Source organism: Citrobacter sp. wls706 (assembly GCF_005281305.1).
Lineage (GTDB): Bacteria > Pseudomonadota > Gammaproteobacteria > Enterobacterales > Enterobacteriaceae > Citrobacter > Citrobacter werkmanii.
Genome location: NZ_SZXG01000037.1, coordinates 221306 through 244954, shown reverse-complemented (window position 1 = coordinate 244954; position 23649 = coordinate 221306). Strand labels below are relative to the sequence as shown.

18 protein-coding genes are annotated in these 23649 nt (G+C 54.0%); 3 read left to right on the top strand and 15 right to left on the bottom strand.

Features of this window, described 5'->3' with window-relative positions; translation table 11 throughout:
* Positions 1–100: 100 nt before the first annotated feature.
* Genes secF through queA form a run of 5 tightly spaced genes read right to left on the bottom strand, consistent with a single transcriptional unit; the run spans position 101 to position 5564 of the window.
* Positions 101–1072, bottom strand: coding sequence for a protein translocase subunit SecF (gene secF, locus FDW92_RS17715; RefSeq protein WP_038638190.1), 972 nt, complete (start codon positions 1070–1072; stop codon positions 101–103).
* A gap of 10 nt (positions 1073–1082) precedes the next feature.
* Positions 1083–2930 carry a protein translocase subunit SecD gene (gene secD / locus FDW92_RS17710; protein WP_071888113.1) on the bottom strand — a complete coding sequence of 616 codons (1848 nt, stop codon included), beginning with the start codon at positions 2928–2930 and terminating at the stop codon, positions 1083–1085.
* Positions 2931–2957: 27 nt separating this feature from the next.
* Positions 2958–3290, bottom strand: coding sequence for a preprotein translocase subunit YajC (gene yajC, locus FDW92_RS17705; RefSeq protein WP_003021544.1), 333 nt, complete (start codon positions 3288–3290; stop codon positions 2958–2960).
* Between the two features lie 22 nt (positions 3291–3312).
* Positions 3313–4440, bottom strand: a complete 1128-nt coding sequence (gene tgt, locus FDW92_RS17700) for a tRNA guanosine(34) transglycosylase Tgt (protein ID WP_003021535.1) — start codon at positions 4438–4440, stop codon at positions 3313–3315.
* 53 nt (positions 4441–4493) lie between these two features.
* On the bottom strand, positions 4494–5564 hold the full coding sequence (gene queA / locus FDW92_RS17695) for a tRNA preQ1(34) S-adenosylmethionine ribosyltransferase-isomerase QueA (RefSeq protein WP_038638182.1): 1071 nt from the start codon (positions 5562–5564) through the stop codon (positions 4494–4496).
* Between the two features lie 90 nt (positions 5565–5654).
* Here queA and acpH point away from each other — a divergent pair, with 90 nt between their 5' ends.
* Both acpH and FDW92_RS17685 read left to right on the top strand, forming a co-directional pair.
* Positions 5655–6236: an ACP phosphodiesterase gene (gene acpH / locus FDW92_RS17690; protein ID WP_042310128.1), complete on the top strand. Its 582-nt coding sequence runs from the start codon at positions 5655–5657 to the stop codon at positions 6234–6236.
* Between the two features lie 168 nt (positions 6237–6404).
* Positions 6405–7007, top strand: coding sequence for a peroxiredoxin (locus FDW92_RS17685; RefSeq protein ID WP_003021524.1), 603 nt, complete (start codon positions 6405–6407; stop codon positions 7005–7007).
* A gap of 52 nt (positions 7008–7059) precedes the next feature.
* On the opposite strand, the gene FDW92_RS17680 is transcribed toward FDW92_RS17685, so the two are convergent.
* From FDW92_RS17680 to FDW92_RS17660, 5 genes are all read right to left on the bottom strand, one after another.
* The gene (locus tag FDW92_RS17680) at positions 7060–8457 is read right to left on the bottom strand and encodes a DUF3999 domain-containing protein (RefSeq protein ID WP_042310130.1); all 1398 of its coding nucleotides are present in this window, start codon (positions 8455–8457) and stop codon (positions 7060–7062) included.
* The gene (locus FDW92_RS17675; RefSeq protein WP_137400668.1) at positions 8454–11111 is read right to left on the bottom strand and encodes a DUF2339 domain-containing protein; all 2658 of its coding nucleotides are present in this window, start codon (positions 11109–11111) and stop codon (positions 8454–8456) included. Before FDW92_RS17675 ends, FDW92_RS17680 begins: the two co-directional genes overlap by 4 nt.
* Positions 11112–11247: 136 nt before the next feature.
* The gene (locus FDW92_RS17670) at positions 11248–13116 is read right to left on the bottom strand and encodes an amidohydrolase (RefSeq protein WP_042310134.1); all 1869 of its coding nucleotides are present in this window, start codon (positions 13114–13116) and stop codon (positions 11248–11250) included.
* A 21-nt stretch (positions 13117–13137) separates the two neighbouring features.
* Complete coding sequence (locus tag FDW92_RS17665; protein WP_042310136.1) at positions 13138–13683, bottom strand: antibiotic biosynthesis monooxygenase; 546 nt, start codon at positions 13681–13683, stop codon at positions 13138–13140.
* Positions 13684–13786: 103 nt separating this feature from the next.
* Positions 13787–14428, bottom strand: a complete 642-nt coding sequence (locus FDW92_RS17660) for a hydrolase (protein ID WP_042310138.1) — start codon at positions 14426–14428, stop codon at positions 13787–13789.
* A 273-nt stretch (positions 14429–14701) separates the two neighbouring features.
* Here FDW92_RS17660 and FDW92_RS17655 point away from each other — a divergent pair, with 273 nt between their 5' ends.
* Positions 14702–15604, top strand: a complete 903-nt coding sequence (locus tag FDW92_RS17655) for a LysR family transcriptional regulator (RefSeq protein WP_042310140.1) — start codon at positions 14702–14704, stop codon at positions 15602–15604.
* On the opposite strand, the gene malZ is transcribed toward FDW92_RS17655, so the two are convergent.
* The 5 genes from malZ to phoB form a co-directional block, all read right to left on the bottom strand.
* On the bottom strand, positions 15598–17412 hold the full coding sequence (gene malZ, locus FDW92_RS17650; protein ID WP_042310143.1) for a maltodextrin glucosidase: 1815 nt from the start codon (positions 17410–17412) through the stop codon (positions 15598–15600). The two genes, FDW92_RS17655 and malZ, sit on opposite strands and share 7 nt — an antisense overlap.
* Before the next feature lie 139 nt (positions 17413–17551).
* On the bottom strand, positions 17552–18925 hold the full coding sequence (proY, locus tag FDW92_RS17645; RefSeq protein WP_042310145.1) for a proline-specific permease ProY: 1374 nt from the start codon (positions 18923–18925) through the stop codon (positions 17552–17554).
* 79 nt (positions 18926–19004) lie between these two features.
* Positions 19005–20324 (bottom strand): branched-chain amino acid transporter carrier protein BrnQ, encoded by a 1320-nt coding sequence (brnQ, locus tag FDW92_RS17640; protein ID WP_038638153.1) that lies wholly within the window; start codon positions 20322–20324, stop codon positions 19005–19007.
* Positions 20325–21455: 1131 nt separating this feature from the next.
* The gene (gene phoR, locus FDW92_RS17620) at positions 21456–22751 is read right to left on the bottom strand and encodes a phosphate regulon sensor histidine kinase PhoR (protein WP_042310177.1); all 1296 of its coding nucleotides are present in this window, start codon (positions 22749–22751) and stop codon (positions 21456–21458) included.
* Between the two features lie 50 nt (positions 22752–22801).
* Positions 22802–23491 (bottom strand): phosphate response regulator transcription factor PhoB, encoded by a 690-nt coding sequence (gene phoB, locus FDW92_RS17615; protein ID WP_042310178.1) that lies wholly within the window; start codon positions 23489–23491, stop codon positions 22802–22804.
* Positions 23492–23649: the final 158 nt, after the last annotated feature.

The following is a 23649-nucleotide window of genomic DNA, read 5'->3' as shown; positions in this document are numbered from 1 at the left end:
TAGTGTGACGACAGAAAAAGATAATGGCCTACCGTTAAATCACAGGCAAAAAAAATCCCGACCTTGCGATCGGGATTCCACTATCTTCACTCTTAATGGGTTAAGGCAGAATTGACGGCTGATCCGCCCCTTCTTTCTCGACCTTCTGCTGCAGCATGTGCTCACGCTTCATACCCAGCTTCAGCGCCAGCGCCGATGCTACGTAGATAGAAGACGCAGTACCGATGGAAACACCGATAAGCATGGTCAGCGAGAAGCCTTCCAGTACCGGACCACCGAACAGGAACAGCATCAGAATAACCATCAACGTCGTACCGGAGGTAATCAACGTACGGTGCAGCGTCTGAGTCAATGACACGTTAAAGATTTCGTAAGGCGTACCGCGACGAATTTTGCGGAAGTTTTCACGAATACGGTCAGAGACGACGATACTGTCGTTCAGCGAGTAACCGATTACCGACATCAGCGATGCAACGATAGTCAGGTCAATCTCGATATGGAACAACGACAGGATCCCAAGTGTAATGATTACGTCATGCGCCAGCGCGATAACTACCCCTGCCGCCAGTCTCCACTCAAAGCGGAAACCGACGTACACCAGGATTGAGATCAGCGCCGCCATCAGCGCCATTGCACCGGTTTGCGCCAGGTCTGCACCCACGCTCGGCCCCACGAATTCAATTCGCTTCACCGCGGCGTTTTGGTTGGTGGATTCGTTAATCACACTCAACACTTTGCTGCCCAGCACCTGACCGCCGTCTGCGCCTTCAGTTGGCGGCATACGTACCATAATGTCGTGGCTGCTGCCGAAATTCTGCAGAAGCGGATCAACAAAGCCCGCTTTCTCCAGCGCATCGCGCATCACGTCCATTTCCGCTGGTTTTTCCAGCGTGATTTCAATGACCGTACCACCAGTGAAATCGAGACCCCAGTTAAAGCCGCGCACGCCCATAATCACAATGGCCGCGATCAGCAGAAAACCTGAAATGCCGAAAGCCCAGTAGTCCCAGCGCATAAAGTCCCAGACTTTACGGCCGTGGTTCAATTGTTCAACAGTATATTCCTGTGCCACTTCGCACTCCTCAGATTGACAGCTTTTTGACGCGCTTGCCGCCATACAACAGGTTTACGATGGCACGTGTACCGACAATTGCGGTAAACATCGACGTCGCTACCCCAATACCGGTAGTAATCGCGAACCCTTTAATTGCCCCAGTGCCGACTGCGTACAGGATAATGACCTTAATCAGCGTCGTAATGTTCGCATCGAAGATGGAGCTAAATGCGCCGGCATAACCTTCATTGATGGCCTGCTGCACCGAACGACCGTTACTCAACTCTTCTTTGATACGTTCGTTGATCAGTACGTTAGCATCGACCGCGACGGCAAGGGTTAAGACGATCCCCGCAATCCCCGGCATACTCAGCGTGGCTCCCGGCAACAGCGACATAATGCCGACAATCAGCACCAGGTTAGCGATCAGCGCACTGGTCGCAATCAGACCGAACTTCTTATAGAAGAAGATCATGAACAGGATAGACACCACCAGACCGGCCAGACAGGCTTCCAGACCCTGTTTGATGTTCTGCATACCCAGGGTTGGGCCGATGGTACGTTCTTCAACAATCTGAATCGGCGCGATTAGCGCACCGGCACGTAACAGCAGAGAAAGCTGACGCGCTTCGTTCGGGTTGTTGATACCGGTGATACGGAAGCTGTTGCCCAGGCGAGACTGGATGTTGGCGATGTTAATCACCTCTTCCTGTTTCACCAGCACTGCGCGACCGTTAGCATCTTTCTTACCGCTGTCTTTGTACTCCACGAACAGGGTCGCCATCGGCTTACCGATGTTGTCCTTAGTGAAGTTGGACATGATGTTACCACCCGCGCTATCCAGCGAGATGTTAACCTGCGGCTGATTGTATTCGTCCTGGCTGGAAGTGGAATCGGTGATATGGTCACCGGTCAGGATCACGCGTTTGTACAGCACAACCGGCTGGCCTTCACGAGACTGTTTCACTTCCGAATCACCCGGCACGCGCCCGGACGCCGCAGCAGACTGGTCAACGTTGGTATTTACCAGACGGAATTCCAGCGTCGCGGTTGCGCCCAAAATTTCTTTCGCACGCGCGGTATCCTGAATACCCGGCAGTTCGACGACAATACGGTCAGCGCCCTGACGTTGTACCACCGGCTCAGCAACACCCAACTGGTTCACACGATTACGCAGAATATTGATGTTCTGCTGTACCGCATATTCACGGGCTTCGCTCAGGCGCGCATCGGTCATCACCGCACGCAGAGCATTACTGCCCTGGCTGGAAATAACCAGATCCTGGTGACGCTTGCTCAGATAAGAGATAGCTTCATCACGGGCGCTGCTGTCACGGAAGGTGATGCTCAGGCCGTAGTTATCTTCTTTACGAACGGTAGTATAAGGAATGCCTTTTTCACGCAGATCGCTGCGCAGGCTATCGATATTTTGTTCCTGCAACTTACTCAGCGCGGTGTCCATATCCACTTCCATCAGGAAGTGAACGCCGCCACGCAGGTCAAGACCGAGTTTCATCGGTTCTGCGTGAATGGCTGCCAGCCAGCGCGGTGTTGCCGGAGCAAGGTTAAGCGCCACGACGTATTGATCGCCCAGCACGCCCATCAGTACTTCACGTGCGCGCAGTTGGGTATCAGTGGAGTCGAAGCGCGCAAGAATAGCACCCTCTTCCAGAGCCACAGACTTAGGTGTGATTTTATCTTCTTGTAACGTTTTCTGGACCTGGATCAGCGTTTGCTCACTGGCGGCGGCACCGCGCACGCCAGTGATTTGAACAGCCGGATCCTCACCATACAGGTTGGGAAGTGCGTAAAGCAGGCCGACGACAATGACGACGACCAGCATAATGTACTTCCACAAAGGATAACGGTTTAACACGGCAGTTCCCTTTGGGAAAACAATAAATTACAGCGCCTTCATGGTGCCTTTCGGCAGAACGGCAGCTACGAAATCACGTTTAATAACCACTTCAGTGGTGTCGTTCAGCGCGATAGCGATGTAGCCAGATTCTGCTACTTTGGTCACGCGACCCACCAGACCACCGTTGGTCAGGACTTCATCGCCTTTCGCAATGGAGTTCATCAGGTTCTTGTGTTCTTTGGTACGCTTTTGCTGTGGGCGCAGGATCATGAAGTAGAAAATCAGACCAAACACCACCAGCATCAGAATCAGAGACATCGGGCTGCCCTGCGCCGGAGCACCTGTTGCCGCTACCGCATCAGAAATAAAAAAGCTCATTCAAATTCCCTCATTATTAAAATTAATCAACGTTCACAGGTGGAACTGGTCGACCCTGACGTTGGTAAAAATCGGTCACGAAGCTCTCTAATTTACCCTCTTCAATAGCCTTGCGTAAACCCGCCATCAAACGCTGGTAGTAGCGAAGGTTATGAATCGTGTTGAGACGCGCGCCCAATATTTCGTTGCAACGGTCGAGATGATGCAAGTAAGCGCGCGAATAATTGCGACAGGTGTAGCAATCACACTCAGCATCGAGCGGACTGGTGTCGCTTTTATGTTTCGCGTTACGAATTTTTACCACGCCGTCAGTCACAAACAAATGACCATTACGGGCATTTCGCGTTGGCATCACGCAGTCAAACATATCGATACCACGACGCACACCTTCAACCAGATCTTCTGGTTTGCCGACGCCCATCAGGTAACGCGGTTTATCTGCCGGAATCTGTGGGCAAACATGCTCCAGAATGCGGTGCATATCTTCCTTCGGCTCACCGACAGCCAAACCGCCGACAGCGTAGCCATCAAAGCCGATATCTACCAGACCTTTGACGGAGATATCACGTAAATCTTCGTAAACGCTGCCCTGAATGATGCCAAAAAGCGCATTTTTGTTGCCGAGACTGTCAAAACGGTCGCGACTGCGCTTCGCCCAACGCAGAGACATCTCCATTGAGCGTTTAGCATAGTCCCAGTCGGCCGGGTACGGTGTACATTCGTCGAAGATCATCACGATATCGGAACCGAGATCGTATTGAATCTCCATTGACTTCTCAGGATCGAGAAAAATCGGATCGCCGTTGATCGGGTTGCGGAAATGCACGCCCTGCTCGGTAATCTTGCGGATATCGCCCAGACTGAAAACCTGGAAGCCGCCGGAATCGGTAAGGATTGGCCCTTTCCACTGCATGAAATCGTGCAGATCGCCATGCAGCTTCATGATTTCCTGACCCGGGCGTAGCCACAGGTGGAAAGTGTTGCCGAGGATGATCTGCGCGCCGGTGGCTTCAACTTCTTCCGGCGTCATGCCTTTTACGGTGCCGTAAGTACCGACCGGCATAAATGCAGGCGTTTCCACTACGCCACGATCAAAAACCAGGCGGCCGCGACGCGCGCGACCGTCTGTGGTGTCCAGTTCAAATTTCATCTTAACTCCTGCGTCAGAAAAACAGTCCGACGTTAAATACTCATGCCGGAAATTTATTCCCCGACACGCTCAGAAATAGCCTGCGGATTGTACGTGATAAACATCGCATCTCCGTAACTAAAAAAGCGATATTCCGCTTTTACCGCTTCATGATAGGCGTGCATGGTGTTTTTATAACCAGCAAACGCAGAAACCAGCATGATCAGCGTCGATTCCGGCAGGTGGAAGTTGGTGACCAGGGCATCAATCACCTGGTATTTATAGCCTGGATAAATAAATATCTGCGTATCGCCGAAGAACGGCGCAATGAGATCGTTTTTGGCAGCCTGCGCCGCGCTTTCCAGTGAGCGAACGGACGTTGTGCCCACGGCTATCACGCGGTTGCCACGCGCTTTCGCCGCCAGCACCGCGTCAACCACATCCTGCGGCACTTCCGCATATTCAGAGTGCATAATGTGGTCTTCGATGGTGTCTACGCGCACCGGCTGGAAGGTACCCGCGCCGACGTGCAACGTAACGAACGCCATTTCAATGCCTTTATCGCGCAGTTTCGCCAGCAGCGGCTCGTCAAAGTGCAGCCCCGCGGTCGGCGCAGCGACGGCACCCGGTTTTTCACTATACACGGTCTGGTACAGCTCGCGGTCGGCGTCTTCGTCCGGGCGGTCAATATACGGCGGCAACGGCATATGGCCGATGGCGTTGAGGATATCAAGCACGCTGCGTTCGTCGTCAAACGCCACTTCAAACAGCGCGTCGTGACGGGCGACCATCGTCGCTTTGATACTTTCATCGTCGCCCAATAGCAGCTCGGCACCCGGCTTCGGCGCTTTCGAGGCGCGAATATGCGCCAGAATACGTTTATCATCCAGCATGCGTTCGACCAGCACTTCAATCTTGCCGCCGCTGGCTTTACGGCCAAACAGACGCGCAGGAATAACGCGGGTATTGTTAAAGACCAGCAAATCGCCAGGGTTGAGCTTATCGAGCAAATCGGTGAAAGTACCGTGCGTCAGCGCGCCCGTCGGCCCGTCCAAAGACAGCAAGCGGCAGCTACTGCGCTCAGCTTGCGGATAGTGGGCAATCAGGGATTCGGGTAGTTCAAAGGTGAAATCGGTAACGCGCATGACACTGACTCAGACTAAAATAAGAGGCGGGTAGTCTAGTGCCGGGGCGTTCTCCCTGCAACCTTTACCCCTCTGGATAAACGTTTAACTATGAATTTTCTTGCACATTTGCATCTCGCTCATCTTGCCGACAGCTCGCTTTCCGGCAATCTGCTGGCCGATTTTGTTCGCGGTAACCCGGCAGCCAGTTTTCCCCCTGACGTGGTGGAAGGCATCTTCATGCACCGTCGTATCGACGTGATGACCGATAACCTGCCGCAGGTGCGTGAAGCCAAAGAGTGGTTTCGTAGCGAAACGCGCCGCGTCGCGCCAATTACGCTGGACGTGATGTGGGATCACTTTCTGTCGCGCAACTGGTCGGAAATCTCCCCAGACTTCCCATTAGCGGAATTTGTGCGCTATGCCCGCACCCAGGTGACCACGATTTTGCCGGAATCGCCGCCGCGCTTTATTAACTTAAACAACTATATGTGGTCAGAAAAATGGCTTGAGCGCTATCGTGACATGGATTTTATCCAGAACGTCCTGAACGGCATGGCCAGCCGCCGTCCGCGTCTCGATGCCCTGCGCGACTCATGGTATGACCTGGATACGCATTATGATGCGTTAGAAGAGCGTTTCTGGCAGTTTTATCCGCAAATGATGGAACAGGCGCGACATAAAACCCTTTGATGGTAACCCGCATAACACGCCGGATAAGCAGTAGCGGTCATCCAGCAACAGATTGATAGACAAAACCTGTCTCATTGATTGCCAGCGCCTCTTTGTCTTATTCTCAAACACTCTCTATACTGGCCCGCGTTGCGTTCCAAAAAACCCTTAACATTGCAGGAGAATTATATGGTACTGGTAACTCGTCAGGCTCCGGATTTCACAGCAGCTGCGGTACTGGGTAGCGGTGAGATCGTTGAAAACTTCAACTTCAAACAGCATACCAACGGTAAAACCACCGTTCTGTTCTTCTGGCCGATGGACTTCACCTTCGTTTGCCCGTCTGAACTGATCGCATTCGACAAACGTTACGAAGAATTCCAGAAGCGCGGCGTTGAAGTTGTTGGCGTTTCTTTCGACTCTGAATTTGTCCACAACGCATGGCGCAACACCCCTGTCGACAAAGGCGGCATCGGTGCGGTGAAATACGCAATGGTTGCTGACATCAAACGCGAAATCCAGAAAGCCTACGGCATCGAGCACCCGGAAGCGGGCGTTGCTCTGCGTGGTTCTTTCCTGATCGACGCTAACGGCGTTGTTCGTCACCAGGTGGTTAACGATCTGCCGCTGGGTCGTAACATCGACGAAATGCTGCGCATGGTTGACGCGCTGCAGTTCCACGAAGAGCACGGCGACGTTTGCCCGGCGCAGTGGGAAAAAGGGAAAGAAGGTATGAACGCGTCTCCGGACGGCGTGGCAAAATACCTGACCGAGAACGTTTCCAGCCTGTAATTGGCATGAATCGATCGATAAAAGGCCCGCAATGGGGGCCTTTTTTATTGGTTTATATCTGATTACCCTTTTTCACTTCACGCCAGATTCGCCACGCCATCAGCGCCAGGACGGCGACGCCAAGGATTAACGCCCCCCACACCAACAGCGTTTTCCACTGGCTTTGTTGCTCAGCTACTGAAGTTGCCGTCAGCCGCCCCTCACCGCCCAGAGTAACTGGTTCATCCTCCAAAGCCTGAGGCATTTTGTCAGGATCGTTGTGCTTACGTAACGCCTCTGGGATCAGCATCGCCAGACTGACGCTCGCGGGTTCCGCCGCTTTGTTCCCCCATGCCAGGATAAACGGGCTTTGGCCTTGTGCGTTAAAAATCACTTTATAGCTGTCGCGCTCCCCTCTCAGTACGGGTAAGGTGTCAGGCAAACGCGCCTGAAGCGTCGTCATCCGGACCGCCTCAACTAACTCACCGGAGAGCGGAATATTATCCGAATACTGATTTTCCAGATTGTAGAGAACCGTTCGGGTTAAAGGCTGCCAGGCGTCTTTTTCTGCTTTGCGCCATTCAAGTTCAACCGGCAATACGCCTTCGTTATCCAGTGAAATCTTTAATGAGGTCAACGGTTGCGGCCTGGACCAGCGCCAAATCGCCTGGTTTTGGGCAATTTTCTCCGCTTCAGCATCCATCGAAACAGGCCGGGTAAGCAGAGGCTCCTCACGGGTTATCGCACTCACGCCGGTCAGATTTAACGCAGGACTTTGCGAATCAAGAATCAGCAACAGCCAGGGGACGCCATCAGCAGACATGCGCAAATCATCGACGCCTAAGGTGTCCATTTTCAACCGGTCGTCGCTATGCGTCAGATCCATCAGCGGCGCATTTCCTGTCATCAACCTCCAGTCACGCAAATCACGGCTGTAATAGAGCGATGCCGTTCCCTGCCAGTTTTTCGCAGGCGCATCCCAGTTCAAACGCAACTGGGACAGCAATGGCGTCTCTTTGACATCGTCTGGCAAGGCAATTAAATAACTCTGCCCGATGGATTGCAGGTTTTCACTTTCGAAGCGAATTTCAATGCCATTTTTAGCACGAAGCAGGACCGCTGGTCTTTCATCATCTTGCTTTGGCGTCACCTGTTGCACCGTAGAATCAAACGGAAAAAGGCGCAGAGGAATCGTTCTCGGGGTCGTTGCCTGCGCTTTTTCTGCCAGTAGAGTGAAAGGCACCACATCGCCCTGGCGGTTGAACACTCTGATATCACGTAAGTCCGGCCAGACCGCCTCGTGATATACTTCTAATGGCAGAGGGAGGCTATACCATTGCTCTGAACCCGGCGTTAAGAGCTTCACGCCCTTCGCGTAGTCTGCTGGCGCATCCGTAGCCGTATTACTGCCCCACGCCGCGCTGGTTGCTCCTAACAGAGCACTCCAGAGAACCGCTTTAATCCATTTCATTTTTCTTCTCCAGCTTTGGGCGGTAAAGGTGAAAAATACCCGATAATCAGCACCAGAATGGCGACGCCGATAAACGCGACCGCGCGCGCCAGGCCACCGTCTCCCGCACTATCCACCAACATCAGTTTAATTATGACTATCCCCAGCAAAACGGCGCCACACAACCATCTCTGCCGCGAGCGACGCCGGGTTGCCTGCAGCATCACCACCAATGCCGCCAGCATCCAGAACAGAGCAAAACAGGTTTGAATCAGCCGCGAATCCCACAGGGCGTGTACATTCCACGCAACGTCGCCATACCAGGACAATGCGCGCAGTAGCAGGCCATTAAGCCACCAAAAACCGAGCGCCATCAGCGCCACAACCGGCCATGGGCGGCACACCGAAAGCTGCACCGGGAAATAGCGTTCAGACACGCGATAAAACACAACCAACCCTAGCAGGGCAAAAGCTGCGCCCTCTTCCAGCGGGTTGAGCAACGGCAGATATGTCTGACGATAAACCACGCCATCCTGTAAATTCGTCAGCACGAGCAGACCGACCAGTACCAACGCAACAGGAACCATCGCCTGAACAGAATATAAAGCCGGCCAGATACGAAATGGCCAGAGCCTGCGCTGAACAGCTTGATAAACCAGGAAAATCAGCAATCCGCCAGCCGCCATCATCAGGCCGCTTCCCCACGCGTCTCGCCCCCACGGTAGCGCCTGGGCGAACCAGAACAGCTCAACCGCCAGCGCCAGTACAATCATCCAGAAGAACGACAAATGTGCCAGCCGGGAAAGCGTTGGCGGTAATATCGGTGCGTCACGCCAGAGCAGCGCCACTGCAACAATTAGCGCCGCACACCAGGCCAGATTCGGCCAGCCCGCGGCAAAAATCTGCTGCAAAGAGATCTGATACATCAGCATCACCAGCATCGTCGGCCACAACAGCCATTTACTGGCATCCAGCTCCCGCCATGCCAGGCGACCAGCAATCGTTCGCCAGCCCCAGACCGATACCGCCATTAATGCCAACACGCCAGACAGCACCCACCGATCCTGTTTCAGGATGAGTTGCGATGCCGCAACAAGTGCAATAATCCAGAAAAGCAAACCACCCGCGAGAAGTCCCCAACTGCCCTGTATCCGAATGTTGCGCCATAGCCATGCGGCAGCCAGCCAACTGAGGCTAAGCACGGCAAATATCAGCATCACTGAGAGCGCAGTTATGCCGTTCGCCAGCGCCCATAGCGCGCTGCCCACGGCCAACACGAGCAGCGCCGTACCGCTATAACTCATGCGTCGTTGCTGCTGTTGGATACCCAGCCAGAGGATCCCAAGTCCCTCCAGCGACCAGGCCATCGTCGTCCAACGGGCTGAAAGCGCCAGCGGGATAGCCAGGGTGGTAAATGCGCCGCCAAGCGCCAGGGCGGACAATACCAGCGGTCTTCCCAGAGAAGATGAGCGCCGCAACGCAAGCGTCGCCAACACCAGATAGAAACCACCGTAGCCCAGCGCGCTGAGCGCCGGACCATATGCCATATGCCGGGTAATGGCATACTGCATGCCAAAACCTACCAGCGGAGGGGCAAACAGCAGCACGCCATCAATAATCTGTTTGCCTTTTTCCTGCGCCCGAAGCGACAGCGCCACGCTCAGCACACCAAAAATAAGGGTGTTGGCGATCAGGAACAGTTGGCAGCTCAGGTAATACTCAGGTCGATAGTCCTCCAGCCCCCACAAACCGCCAACGCCAAAGGTAAACAACAGGCCGAGCAGATTCAGCTCCCGCCAGTGCTGCCAGATGCTGATAGCGAGAATACCGACCGAGAGCAGAAGATAGAAAGAGAAGAGCGCGACATGACTGCCGCCGCCGGAGGAAAGCAGCAGCGGCGCGAGATAGCCGCCAAGGCTGGCCAGCATCGCCAGGCTGAGTGCCTTTTGCAAAATAGCCAGACCCACGCTCGCCGCGCAAATCGCCACCAGCAGCGCAAATGCCAGCGTCATTGGCAGCATTTGCCACAGCCGGAACGCGCCAAAGACGGTGAGATAGAGTGCTCCCGTAGCCCCGCCCTGAAGGATCAGCGCATAGACCGGTTGCTTACGCCGCAACCGCCAGCCCAGCGCTAACAGGACAATAGCAAACAACGCGGTCGCCACCAGGCGCAGCTCAAGCGGGAACAGAGAATGTTCGACGGTGTAACGCAGCAGGAAAGAAAGCCCCAGGAACAGGAGCAATATGCCGAGCTTTGCCAACGGGTTGCCCTGCATAAACCAGCGCACCAGCGATGATATCACCCCGCCAAAAGCAGAAGGTCGCTCGACGCTGGGCGTGGAAATTACCGCTTTATCCGGCGTCTGCTGTGAAGACCACGGGCTAACGTGTTCAAGGGTCGGTTCAGTGTCTGGTTCCGGCGCCACGCTGCTAATCGCAGCCGTTTTCGCATCGACAGGAAGACTCTTTGTTGCAGCCGTTGGCGCATCGGCGATGGCCTGTACCACAGACTCCGGCGCCACACCGCGCAGCTCAAGTTCCTCTACCCGACGGCGCAAGGCCGCCAGCTCAGAACGTACCGCCGCACTGCGTCTGTATGCCACGATAGCGAGACCAGGAACCACTACCAACGCAAAGAATAAAACAATGCAGCCAAGGGTTAGCAGCTCATCCATGTTTCCACCTTCACTGTGTAAAGACAGAACAGAATGACACAAATTGTTGCAGCTGTGCCATATCTGTTAACACTATGACCCGCTTTTCAGAAAATACAATCAGCCCCTGCGTTTGGCCAAGGGCTGTGAGGAGGGATTAAAACGCGAAGCAGGAACACCCCAGCGCGCCCCAGAAAGCCCGATCATCTGACACCGGAATCCCCGACTTACGCGCGATATCATGCTGATGACCGTGTACACCGCAGCTGCCGCAGCACTGGTGCATCTGTACCATTGCGCCAATTTTCGCCGCAGCAGGCGGCGCTGAGCGATAGTGTCCCGGCACCTTCACCACCGGCGACCAGTCGGGCACAACCGGAATGGCAGGCGGTGCCAGCGGAGTGAAATGCCCGGCTGCGTACACGACTTTACCATCGACAATAGTCATCACCGACTCAATGCCTTTGATCTCTTCTTCCGGCACGCTGAAGTAATCTTTAGACAGCACCACCAGGTCGGCCAGTTGATCTTTCTCGATACGCCCTTTCTTACCCTGTTCGCTGGAGAACCAGGCGCTACCGGCCGTCCACAGTTCCAGCGCCACATCGCGCGGCAGGCGATTGTTATCATCATACATCGCCATACCACCAACGGTACGGCCAGAAACCAGCCAGTACAGCGCGGTCCACGGGTTGTAGCTGGCCACGCGGGTGGCGTCAGTCCCCAGCCCTACCGGAACATCAGCCGCCAGCATTTTCGCCACCGGCGGCGTATGTTTGACCGCGTCTTTGCCATAGCGATCGACAAAATATTCGCCCTGGAACGCCATACGGTGCTGAACCGCTATCCCGCCGCCCAGCGCTTTTACGCGCTCGATATTGCGTTCGGTAATCGTTTCGGCGTGATCGAAGAACCAGTGCAGACCATTGAACGGGATATCGCGATTCACCTTCTCGAACACATCCAGCATGCGGCTAATGGATTCATCATAGGTGGCATGCAGACGGAACGGCCAGCGGTGCTCCACCAGGTGGCGAACCACGCGCTCCAGCTCATCTTCCATACCTTCCGGCAGATCCGGGCGTGGTTGCAGGAAGTCTTCAAAATCAGCGGCCGAGAAGACCAGCATTTCCCCAGCCCCATTAGCACGGTAGAAGTCGGTGCCCTGTCCAGGCTTGAGCATATCGGTCCAGCGTTCAAAGTCCTCCAGCTCCTGCTTCGGACGCTGGGTAAACAGGTTGTAGGCTATGCGCACCGTCATCTGCTTGTTGGCGTGCAACTGCTCAATGATCTCATAATCTTCCGGGTAGTTCTGGAAGCCGCCACCCGCATCGATGGCGCTGGTCAGTCCCAGGCGGTTCAGCTCGCGCATAAACTGGCGGGTCGAATTGACCTGCATTTCCAGCGGCAGCTTTGGCCCTTTCGCCAGCGTCGAATAAAGGATCATAGCGTTGGGTTTGGCGATCAGCATTCCAGTCGGGTTGCCGTTGCTATCACGCACAATCTCACCACCTGCCGGATCCGGCGTCGCTTTGGTGTAGCCGACGGCTTTCAATGCGGCGCGATTCAGCAACGCTCTGTCGTACAGATGCAGAACAAATACCGGCGTATCTGGCGCGGCTTCATTCAGTTCTTCCAGAGTTGGCATGCGCCGTTCGGCAAACTGGAATTCGCTCCAGCCCCCCACCACGCGCACCCATTGCGGCGACGGTGTTCTGTCAGCCTGCTCTTTGAGCATGCGTAGCGCGTCCGCCAGCGACGGTACACCTTCCCAACGCAGTTCCAGGTTGTAATTCAGACCACCGCGAATCAGGTGCAGGTGCGAATCGTTCAGACCCGGGATCACCGTATGTCCTTGCAGATCGACAATCTGCGTCCCTTCGGCGGCCAGGCTCATGATCCGATCGTGGTTACCGGTCGCCAGGATCTTCCCGTTGGCGATCGCTACCGCCTCGACCTGTGGGCTTTGTTTGTCGAGAGTATGAATTTTTCCGTGAGTGAGAATCAGTGTGGCAGTTTGCGACATAACAATCTCCTGAAAAACCGGTCAGGCTTTTTTCAGCCATCCGGCAAACAGACGGGTTACGATGGGCATCCAGAACCAGACCACCAGCGCAACCACACACGCATCATTGATAAGATGCAGGAGTAACGAGCCCTTCATTGCAGGCAGCACAATGCCGGTCAACCACGGCACCAGGTTAGTGCTGGGAAAAATCACCAGCAGAGTGATCAGGAACTGTTTCCAGCGTCTGGGTTGCCGTACATGGGGCGCGGGCGGCGTAAACCAAAACGCCGCTTCGGTACGAATTTCGGTTTTATCACCTTCCGCCAGCAGCGGAGCTATCTCTTCCACCAGCACACGGCGCGTATCGGACTGGGTCCAGTTGTACAGATGCTCCAGCGTGTCGAAGCGGATAATAATGTTCCACAGATTCTCGCCATCCGTAGGACGAATCACATTCGCTCCGAGATGACCGGGAAACTCGGCCGCCACCGGCATGATTTTCCCCAGCCATTGCTCATACCGCTGCGCCTGCTCAGGCTGCAGGGTATGGGTAATCACCAACGTCACATGTTTGTTCTGCGCCATGAAGGATTCCTTGTTGAAGGAGAATGGCGGGATAGCCCGCCATCAATATCAATACACGAGATCTATAACGATGCATTCAGGCAGCATGAAGGATGCCGTGTATTCAGGCTTTACGTTCCGGCGCGCCGTGCACCATGGTATAGGCGTAATCCACGCCCATACCGTAGGCGCCGCTATGCTCGCGTACCAAATCCATTACGGCGTCGTAGGTTTCTTTGCGGGACCAGTCGCGCTGGTACTCAAGAAGAACCTGTTGCCAGGTTACGGGGACTGCGCCCGCCTGCACCATCCGGTCGATGGAACGCTCGTGGGCATCCACAGACGTGCCGCCGGAAGTATCGGTCACCACATACACTTCATAACCCGCTTCCAGTGCCATCAACGCCGGGAAAGTCAGGCAGACTTCGGTCCACAGCGCGGAGATAATCAATTTCTTGCGTCCGGCCGCTTCCACGGCTTTCACAAACGCCGCATCTTCCCAGGAGTTCATAGAAGTGCGTTCAATAGGTTTCACATCAGGGTGAACCGCTAACAATTCCGGCCAGATATAGCCGCTAAAACTTTTTGTTTCCACAGAGGTATATATCACCGGAACATTAAATATCTTGCCGGCTTTCGCTAATGCCACGGTATTATTTTTCAAAGTCTGGCGATCAATATTTGCCACACCAAATGACATTTGCGGCTGATGATCAATAAAAATCAGCGTAGAGTTTTGAGGATCAATCAGTTCCCGAATAGACATAATACACCTTCTTAATCAATGAGTTAAAAGGCAACGGTCTGTATCTGCCGTCAGCAGCAGGATCCTGAATCAGAAAGCTTGTTGAGTATAGCGGGAAATTTCTAACGAGTTATTAAAGAAAACTAACCATCCTGTGAAACTATTAATTCTGTGTTGCGATATATCCTAAACAACATCAAAAAAATGCGCATGACTCATCTAATTTATTCACTGGCATTGTTTTTCTTCATTAGGTACAACAGAGTAGTTTATTTTTCAGGATATTTTCTGCTTATGCGCATCAATCTGGATGTTTTGCTCATCCTCGACGCACTCGACAAACAGGGTTCATTTGCCGCAGCAGCCGAATCGCTGTTTAAAACCCCTGCGGCACTCAGCTATATGATTCAAAAGCTGGAAAGCGATTTGAATATCGAGCTGCTTGACCGCTCCGGGCACCGGGCGAAATTTACCGACACCGGGCTGATGATGCTGGAAAAGGGACGTTTGCTGCTGAGTGCGGCCAAAGATCTCGAAAAGCAGGCGGTACAGCTGAGTTCAGGCTGGGAAAAAGAGCTGGCGATTGCGCTGGACGACTCTTTTCCTTTCGCCGCGCTGCTGCCCATTATTGATGAATTTCACGCGCTGAATAAGCAAACCCGTCTGAGTTTTACCCACCATACGCTGGCGGGCTCCTGGGAGGAGCTGACCCATAATGGCGCAGACATCATTCTGGGGGCGATTAATGAACCGCCAACGTCAGCCGCCTGGTCCTACAAAATGCTCGGCACGCTGGATAATGTATTTGTCGTGGCACCCGAACATCCGCTGGCCGCCGCGCCGGACGGCCTGACAAACGAACAGCTGTGCCTGCATCGGGCCATTGTTATCAGCGACAGCGCCCGCTTTTGCCATCCGCTACAAACCAACCTGATGGAGGAGCAGGCGCAGATTCGCGTCGATGACTTCCACAGTAAAGTGATGTTATTGCGAGCTGGCATGGGCTGCGGGTTTCTCCCCCGCCACATTGCCAGCCCGTGGCTTGCCACAGGCGAACTTGTGGAAAAAAGGGTCATCTCATTTCGCCAAAAAGATGTGGCCTATATGGCATGGCGCAACAGCCGCGACGGGCTGGCGCAGCGCTGGTGGCGAGAAACGCTGCTGGCAAGCCCGGAGATTGCACGCTTGTATCAATGACCCATCCACACCGAGGCGGAGATAGCCGGCAGCGTCAGGATATCGTCAGCGAGCAGGCCGTTACCCTCCTGGTGCTGCCATTGAGCGACACGCAGTAGTGGCGAGACTGGCAGGACCACTTCGCAGGCGTGGCCACGGTTAATCGCCACCAGCACGCGCTGGCGGTTGAGTACCCGCACAAACACCACCACGTTATCCTCGGCGTAAATCACCTGACAACCGCCATGGCGTAACGCCTGGCTTTGATGGCGTAATTTAGCCAGCCGCTGATACAGCGCCAGCAAGGTAGTGTCCTGTTTTTCAGCTTGCCACGGGAACGGCTTACGACAGAACGGATCGTTATTGCCGTCCAGCCCCACCTCATCACCATAATAAATACACGGCACGCCAGGCCAGGTAAACAGCCACACCACCGCCAGCGGTAAACGCGCCACGTCTTTGCCAAGCAACGATTTAAAACGGGCGGTATCGTGGCTGTCGAGTTGATTGAACATCCGCAGTTGCTGCTGATGCGACAGACCCGCGCGGTAGTTATCCATCCACGCCATACAGGTTTGGGCATCAATAGATTGCGGGTCGTACGAGATATCAGTATTGGCCAGAAATCCCCAGATGGGGAAAGTAAAACCGCGATAGTTCATGGCGGCATCTTCCGCATCCGCCTGCAACCACTGACGCGCATCACCAAAATGTTCACCCACAACATACGCTTCAGGCTGGGTTTCTTTTGCCGCCTGCGTAATCCCCGCCACATGGTGCAGGTTGTTGCGCGCCCCGCCGCCCTCTCCCAGCATATGCACGACATCAAGACGCCAGCCGTCCATACTCCACGGCGCTTTCAGCCAGTGACGAACGATACTGTCTTCCCCGCGATAAATTTCATTGATCAGGCTTTGCGAACAAAAATCCAGCTTGGGTAGGCTGGCATAGCCCAGCCAGTCCAGCGCCACACCGTCGGCAGAGAAATGATACCAGTCACGCCAGGGGGAGTGCGGGTTGTAACACGCTCCATCCGTCCCACGGTTATGCCGATCAAACCAGGGGTGTGAATCGCCGCTATGGTTAAAGACACCGTCCAGAATCAGACGCATGCCCTGCTGTTGCGTGTTGTGGCGCAAGCGCAGCAGCGCGTTGTCGCCGCCAAACTGTGGATCAACATGACGGTAATCTTCGGTATCGTATTTATGCACGCTCGGCGCGGTAAACACCGGGTTCAGATACAGCGCCGTAACCCCTAACGTTTTCAGATACGGCAGCTTTTCGCTGATGCCGTCCAAATCGCCGCCATAAAATGTCGATCCTCCGGCCTGAGCGGTCAGTGGTTCATCCCACTCGCGACGCACGATGTCATGCCCGGCTGCGTGGTGATAATAGACGTTTTGAGCCGACTCACTCGACTGGCTGCGGGCAAAGCGGTCCGGGAAAATCTGATAGAAAATCTGGTCAGCTACCCACTGCGGACCGTTATCCGGCACATCAACAGCAAACTGCTCCAGACGCGCAGGTGGAAAACGACTGAATCCCTGCGGGGTAAACCACAGCTGACGATCGGGCCACAATAATTTAAAACTATAGCGCCGACGAGGTTGGCCGCTGGCAAGATCGATCGCCGCCCGCCACGCGGTTACGCCCGGCTGCGGCTGGCTGCGCAGCTTGTGCATACCCAGCGAAATTTCTTCGTTATCGTTTTCTGCACGTAGCGTCACCCGCTGAGGTGGATTTTCCCCCGCCAGCCATAATGTAATCGACAGTTGATCTTTGTTTTGCTTAACAAATGGGGCAACCGGAAGGTGCCAGGCGTTCAACATCACGTATCCCCTTTGATGAAAATGAAGCCACCTTGCCATAGCAAAGAGCAGGATCACTCATCATCTTAACGTTTATTGGGGGAGGAGTTCGGGGGAGGAGAAAATTGCCGGGCGACGCGATGCGTTACCCGGCAAAAAATTACTGTACTTCAGCCAGTTGACGCTCGCGACGGCGTTTAAATACCCAGCCCACCAGCAGCAGGGCAATCCACGCGAAACCAACGTACAGTGAAATGCGGGTATCCGGATGGTAGCCGATAAGCGCGATGATAAAGACGAGGAAAATCAGGCCAACAACGGTCGTTGTCACCCCCCCAGGTACTTTAAATTTCAGCGCCTTGACCTCTTCCGGCGGCAGACGACGGCGGAAGGCAATCTGCGACAGCAGGATCATAATCCACACCCATACCGTGGCGAAGGTCGCCAGTGAGGCGATCACCAGGAAGACGTTTTCCGGCATGATGTAGTTAAGATAAACCGCAAACAGCAGCGCGATAGTCATCACCATCACCGTGACCCACGGCACGCCACGGCGCGAGGTCTTAGCGAACATTTTCGGTGCGCTCCCCTGCTCTGCCATACCGTGCAGCATACGCCCCACGCCGAAGACGTCAGAGTTGATAGCCGACAGCGATGCGGTCAATACGACAAAGTTGAGGATCCCGGCGGCAAAGGTAATGCCCATATGCTGGAACGTCAGGACGAACGGACTCCCGTCGGTGCCAACCTGGTTCCACGGGTAGATAGACATAATGACAAACAACGTCCCCACGTAAAACACGAGGATACGCATCGGTACGGAATTGATAGCGCGCGGAATAGATTTTTCCGGGTCTTTCGCTTCACCTGCGGTAATCCCGATAATCTCAATCCCACCGTAGGCGAACATCACCATTTGTAGCGACATCACCATGCCGAGCCAGCCGTTGCTGAAGAAACCGCCGTTGCTCCACAGGTTATGGATACCGGTAGGTTGTCCGCCGTTGCCAATACCCCAAATGATGATGCCGAACCCGGCGACAATCATGATGATAATGGTGGCAACTTTAAAGAACGAGAACCAGAACTCCAGCTCGCCAAACACCTTCACACTCATCAGGTTGATGGCGCAAATAATCAGCACCACGCTGAGGACCCAAATCCAGTGCGGAACGGCAGGGAACCAGACCCCCATGTAAATGCCGAAGGCAGTAACGTCGGCAATGGCGACAATCAGGATTTCAAAACAGTAGGTCCAGCCGGTAATGTAACCCGCCAACGGCCCGAGGTTTTCCTGCGCGTAGCGCGAGAAAGAGCTGGCTGCGGGATTATGCACAGACATTTCGCCCAGCGCGCGCATGATGATATATGCAGCAGCGCCGCCGATAATATAGGCCAGCAACACGCTCGGCCCCGCCATTTTGATCGCGTCGGCCGAGCCGTAAAACAGCCCGGTGCCAATTGCCGAGCCTAATGCCATAAAGCGAATGTGCCGGGTGCTCAGCCCACGCTTTAGCTTGTTATTACTTTCCATCGATTCCTAACCTGTTAACACAATAAAAAAACCACGGGGCCATATTAATAGCCCCGTGGTTAAAACTTATTGTCAGTGATTAGTGCGCGCTGGAGGTCACTTGTCGACCCGCGGCGCGATCCCAGATAATTGCCAGGATCACCATCACGACTGTTGGCATCAACCACGCCAGCCCTTGTTCCGCCAGCGGTAAACGCTGGGTCCAGGCCGGTAACACGTCGCCAATTGCAGAAGCTTTAATGCCATCAAGGATACCAAAAATCAGGCTGATAAACATCGCAGGTGCAATGACGCGGGAAGAATTATGCCACCATGAGCGGGTAAAACTTAATACAACCAGTGCGATACATGGCGGATAGATAGCCGTCAGCACCGGAATAGAGATCTGAATCAGATGGCTCAGCCCCAGATTAGAGACCACCATCGAGAAGCCGCCGAGGATAAATACCAGCGTACGATAAGACAGAGGAACGTACTGGGCAAAGAACTCTGCGCACGCACAGGTCAGGCCAACCGCAGTCACCAGACAGGCGATGAAAATCAGCGCCGCCAGCAGGAAGCTTCCTGCGCCGCCAAAGGTGTGCTGAACATACGCATGCAGAATCGCCGCGCCGTTAGCTGACTGATCGACCAGAATCGCACTATCGGAACCCAGACGGAACAACGCAAGGTACAGCAGCGTTAAGCCCACACCCGCCATCAAACCTGCCCAAACGGTGTAACGGGTCAGCAGACGCGACTCGGTAACGCCACGCGAGCGGGCGGCGTTAACAATAACAATACCAAATACCATCGCGCCCAGCGTATCCATGGTCAGATAGCCATTTACGAAACCATTCGAAAATGCTGCGGTTTGATAGGCTTCCATCGCATTGCTGATCGGGCCTGCCGGCCAGACAATCGCGGCGACAGACAGTACTACCAACGCGAGAATTTTCAGCGGAGCAAGGAAGTTGCCGACGGTATCCAGCAGTTTGCCCGGATACAGAGACACCAGAATAACAATCGCAAAATAGACCACGCTGTAGATGAACAGCGGCAGCGCGGAATCACCGGTCAGCGGCGCAATCCCGACTTCGAAAGAGACCGTTGCGGTACGCGGCGTCGCGAACAATGGACCAACCGCCAGATAGCAAACGGTAGCCAGCAGCAACCCAGCAACCTTACCGATAGGCGTACTCAGGCTGTCCACACCGCCACCGACTTTCGCCAGCGCGACAACGGTAAGTACCGGCAAACCAACGGCGGTAATCAAAAAGCCAAAAGCCGCAGTCCAGACGTGTTCGCCTGCCTGCAAACCAACCATTGGAGGGAAGATGATGTTACCTGCACCAACGAACAGTGCAAATGTCATAAATCCCAAAGCGATAATATCGCGCGATTTTAACTGATGGGTCATAAAGTCTTACTGCCTGTGGATGTGGTGTTGAAAACAATAAATTTTTGCCTTTCCCTGGGGGACAATACAGCGGCATTTTTGCTCAATTCCAGCGGGAAACACTCCCGACCTGGCGCGGCGAAGAATAGTTTTTCGATTTACCGCGTAAATGCAGTCGGTATGACAGCATCTGGAGCGCAATTTAAACGCTTATAACGTTTTAAAGCAAGGTGGGATCCAAAAACCAGAACAATATAGCGATATGAAAATTCTGGTTAGCACAAAACACCATTTCATGGAAAAAGGTATGGGTAATAGTTCGAACAAAAAACAATCAAACGTCGCAAAATTCAGGATGTAACTATTGACCACATAAAAAAATCAGCTCGCGCATAGTGCAGCTCCGTGAACGCCTCAGTTTCAGAAAGCATCAACTTGTGCACTCTCAGAGCAAGGGTTCCGTTCACCTTATGTTCATCTTTTCTCTGAAACACCGGTTCCTGTGAACGTGTAAAGGGCGTTCTCCGCCACGCCCTTTACAATCCCGGCTGCCGGCGGGAAAATTGTTGCTGTGCAATACCCTCCGCTTATTCCTTCAGGCTATCGGGCCGGGCGCGAGGTAGCGTCCCTGCAAAGCGCGCCCTGAGCCAGCATCCATGCTGGCTCTCCCGGCCTTACGGAAACACGTCGGCAATTTTCAGCCGCACCTGCCCACACCTGACCTCCTGCACTTTTATTTGAATATATTTGAATATATTTGAACAAAAAAAAGATTTTGCTGGAAGTCAGAGCGTTGAAGCGATGACCCGGTCCGGCTGAAAATCGATGAGGCGTTGACGGCTGACCGGGTCTGCCCGCAGGGATGCGGGCAGAGGGGATGGCCTGCAGGGACGCAGGCTCGGCCCCGACCCGACAGGCAGACGGCATAAGACGAATAGCTCGCGAAGCGACGATTTTCCCGCCGGGAGCCAGGGATGCAAGGGAGGCGGCGGTGAGCCTCCCTTGCACGTTCACGGGTATAGCGATATCAGAGAAGCAATGCACATAAGGTGAACGGAAACTTATTCAGGGCAAAACATTCTCCATACATGCTTAACGGAACGGAATTTAACTCGCGCTGTTTTTTTGGAAAGATTATCTTACGAATACGGGTTAATCGTTACTTTTGGTCATTAAACGTTCCGGGATGACGAAACTAAATCGCGTCCCTTTGCCCGGCATACTTTCGATATTCAGGCGGCTATCGTGATGTTGCAGAGCATGTTTCACGATAGCCAGACCCAGTCCACTCCCGCCCGTTTGTCGGGATCGCGCTTTGTCCACACGATAGAAGCGTTCGGTCAAACGAGGAATATGCTCCGCAGCAATACCTGGCCCATTGTCCTCGACGCTAAATTCCGCCCCGGAGGCAATATGCTGCCAGCGCACGGTGATGTGCGTACCCGCGGGGGTATGATTCACCGCGTTATACACAAGATTCGAAATAGCGCTACGCAGTTGATCCTCATTTCCACGCACGCTCAGGCGGCTATCAATATCAAAAGTAAACGTATGATTATTCTGACTCAGCGTTTGCGCCTCGTGTTCAACCACGCGCAGCATCATCGGCACGTCCACCTTCTCATTGAGCAGCAGCGCTGGCGCGGCCTCTATTTTCGACAGCGTCAGCAACTGCTTCACCAGCCCTTCCATGCGGTACGTTTGCTCACGCATGGTATGCAGCGCTTTTTCGCGCGTCGTTCCTTCCAGTGGATGCTCCTGCATCATTTCCAGGTAACCTTGTAGCACCGTCAGCGGCGTACGCAACTCATGGCTGGCGTTGGCAAAAAAGTTACGCCGCGAACCTTCCAGTTGGTGCATCTGGGTAACATCGCGCGCGACCATCAGCAATTGCTTATCGGTATAGGGCATCACGCGAATTTCCAGATGCCGCCCGGTATTAAGCACCAGATTGATTGGCCGACTAAAATCACGCGTTTTCAGATATTGCGTGAATTCCGGGTAGCGCAGCAGGTTAAGAATATTTTGCCCGCTATCGTCCGGCCAGCGCAGTCCCAGAACCTGCTGGGCCAGGCCGTTACACCAGAAAATGCCGCCCTCTTCAGTCGTCAACACCACCGCATCGGGTAGCGATTCCGCCCCACTGCGAAAACGTTTAATCAGATTACCCAGTTCCCGGCGGCGCTTTTTGTTGCGCAGCTGCATTTGATGCAGCCCGTACAGCAACGGCTCCCAACTTCCGCGCCCCGGCGGCGGGGTCATGCTTCTGTCGACCCATAACCACCAGGACAAGCGTAATAAATTCCAGAAATGCCAGACAAGCAGGCCGGTTACCGACGCCAGCAAAAACCAGGGCAGATAACCAAAAAAAGCGCTAAGGATAAACGCCGGAATGCAGCAGAGGATCAGCTCCAGTACCAGCCTTTTCCATGACAATCGTTCTAGCAAACGTCTTACTCCATTAACAGCCTAATCCATCAGGCCTATATTCATGTCAGTCAGAAGCGGGTCGAAAAACGATATCCCGTCCCACGAACCGTCTGCACCATACGATCGTGTCCACTGTGCTCCAGCGCTTTACGCAAGCGGCGGATATGCACATCCACTGTCCGGTCTTCCACGTACACATTGGTACCCCAGACATGATTGAGTAATTGCTCACGACTATAGACGCGTTCAGGGTGGGTCATAAAGAAGTGCAACAGTTTGAATTCTGTCGGCCCCATATCCAACGGATCCTCGCCGGTCATCACGCGATGCGAGGTTGGGTCAAGGCTCAGCCCCTGCATCTCAATAACTTCTTCCACCGCCATGGGGGAAATACGACGCAGAACCGCTTTAATACGCGCCACCAGCTCCTTGGGAGAAAACGGCTTAGTAATATAATCATCCGCACCCGTTTCCAGACCCCGGACGCGATCTTCCTCTTCTCCCCTTGCCGTCAGCATCATGACGGGAATATCCCGCGTCATCGCTTCGCGCTTGAGATGTTTAATAAACTGTAGGCCCGAGCCGCCGGGTAGCATCCAGTCAAGCAGGACGAGAGCCGGCCAGGGTTCATTGAGTTGGTTCACAGCACTGTCATAGTCTTCGGCTTCTACGGGTTGAAAACCGTTTTGCTCGAGCACGAAGCAGACCATTTCACGAATTGGAGCTTCATCTTCTACGACCAGAATACGTCTCGCCATGATTTGCCCTGTTTATAATTAAATCGTTTGCCATCAATACGGTGCCATTATGCGTCAGTTTTATGACAGATTTATGAAAAGATAGTCCAGGTTTAACGCAGCCCCGCGAATTATGACAGCCCTAAAACAAGATATTACCGTCCTTGCAGGGTTATAAT

Excerpts from the sequence above, each read along its gene's own strand:
- yajC (WP_003021544.1), bottom strand. The coding sequence starts at position 3,290 with ATGAGCTTTTTTATTTCTGATGCGGTAGCGGCAACAGGTGCTCCGGCG.
- tgt (WP_003021535.1), bottom strand. The coding sequence starts at position 4,440 with ATGAAATTTGAACTGGACACCACAGACGGTCGCGCGCGTCGCGGCCGC.
- queA (WP_038638182.1), bottom strand. The coding sequence starts at position 5,564 with ATGCGCGTTACCGATTTCACCTTTGAACTACCCGAATCCCTGATTGCC.
- acpH (WP_042310128.1), top strand. The coding sequence starts at position 5,655 with ATGAATTTTCTTGCACATTTGCATCTCGCTCATCTTGCCGACAGCTCG.
- FDW92_RS17685 (WP_003021524.1), top strand. The coding sequence starts at position 6,405 with ATGGTACTGGTAACTCGTCAGGCTCCGGATTTCACAGCAGCTGCGGTA.
- FDW92_RS17680 (WP_042310130.1), bottom strand. The coding sequence starts at position 8,457 with ATGAAATGGATTAAAGCGGTTCTCTGGAGTGCTCTGTTAGGAGCAACC.
- FDW92_RS17675 (WP_137400668.1), bottom strand. The coding sequence starts at position 11,111 with ATGGATGAGCTGCTAACCCTTGGCTGCATTGTTTTATTCTTTGCGTTG.
- FDW92_RS17670 (WP_042310134.1), bottom strand. The coding sequence starts at position 13,116 with ATGTCGCAAACTGCCACACTGATTCTCACTCACGGAAAAATTCATACT.
- FDW92_RS17665 (WP_042310136.1), bottom strand. The coding sequence starts at position 13,683 with ATGGCGCAGAACAAACATGTGACGTTGGTGATTACCCATACCCTGCAG.
- FDW92_RS17660 (WP_042310138.1), bottom strand. The coding sequence starts at position 14,428 with ATGTCTATTCGGGAACTGATTGATCCTCAAAACTCTACGCTGATTTTT.
- FDW92_RS17655 (WP_042310140.1), top strand. The coding sequence starts at position 14,702 with ATGCGCATCAATCTGGATGTTTTGCTCATCCTCGACGCACTCGACAAA.
- malZ (WP_042310143.1), bottom strand. The coding sequence starts at position 17,412 with ATGTTGAACGCCTGGCACCTTCCGGTTGCCCCATTTGTTAAGCAAAAC.
- proY (WP_042310145.1), bottom strand. The coding sequence starts at position 18,925 with ATGGAAAGTAATAACAAGCTAAAGCGTGGGCTGAGCACCCGGCACATT.
- brnQ (WP_038638153.1), bottom strand. The coding sequence starts at position 20,324 with ATGACCCATCAGTTAAAATCGCGCGATATTATCGCTTTGGGATTTATG.
- phoB (WP_042310178.1), bottom strand. The coding sequence starts at position 23,491 with ATGGCGAGACGTATTCTGGTCGTAGAAGATGAAGCTCCAATTCGTGAA.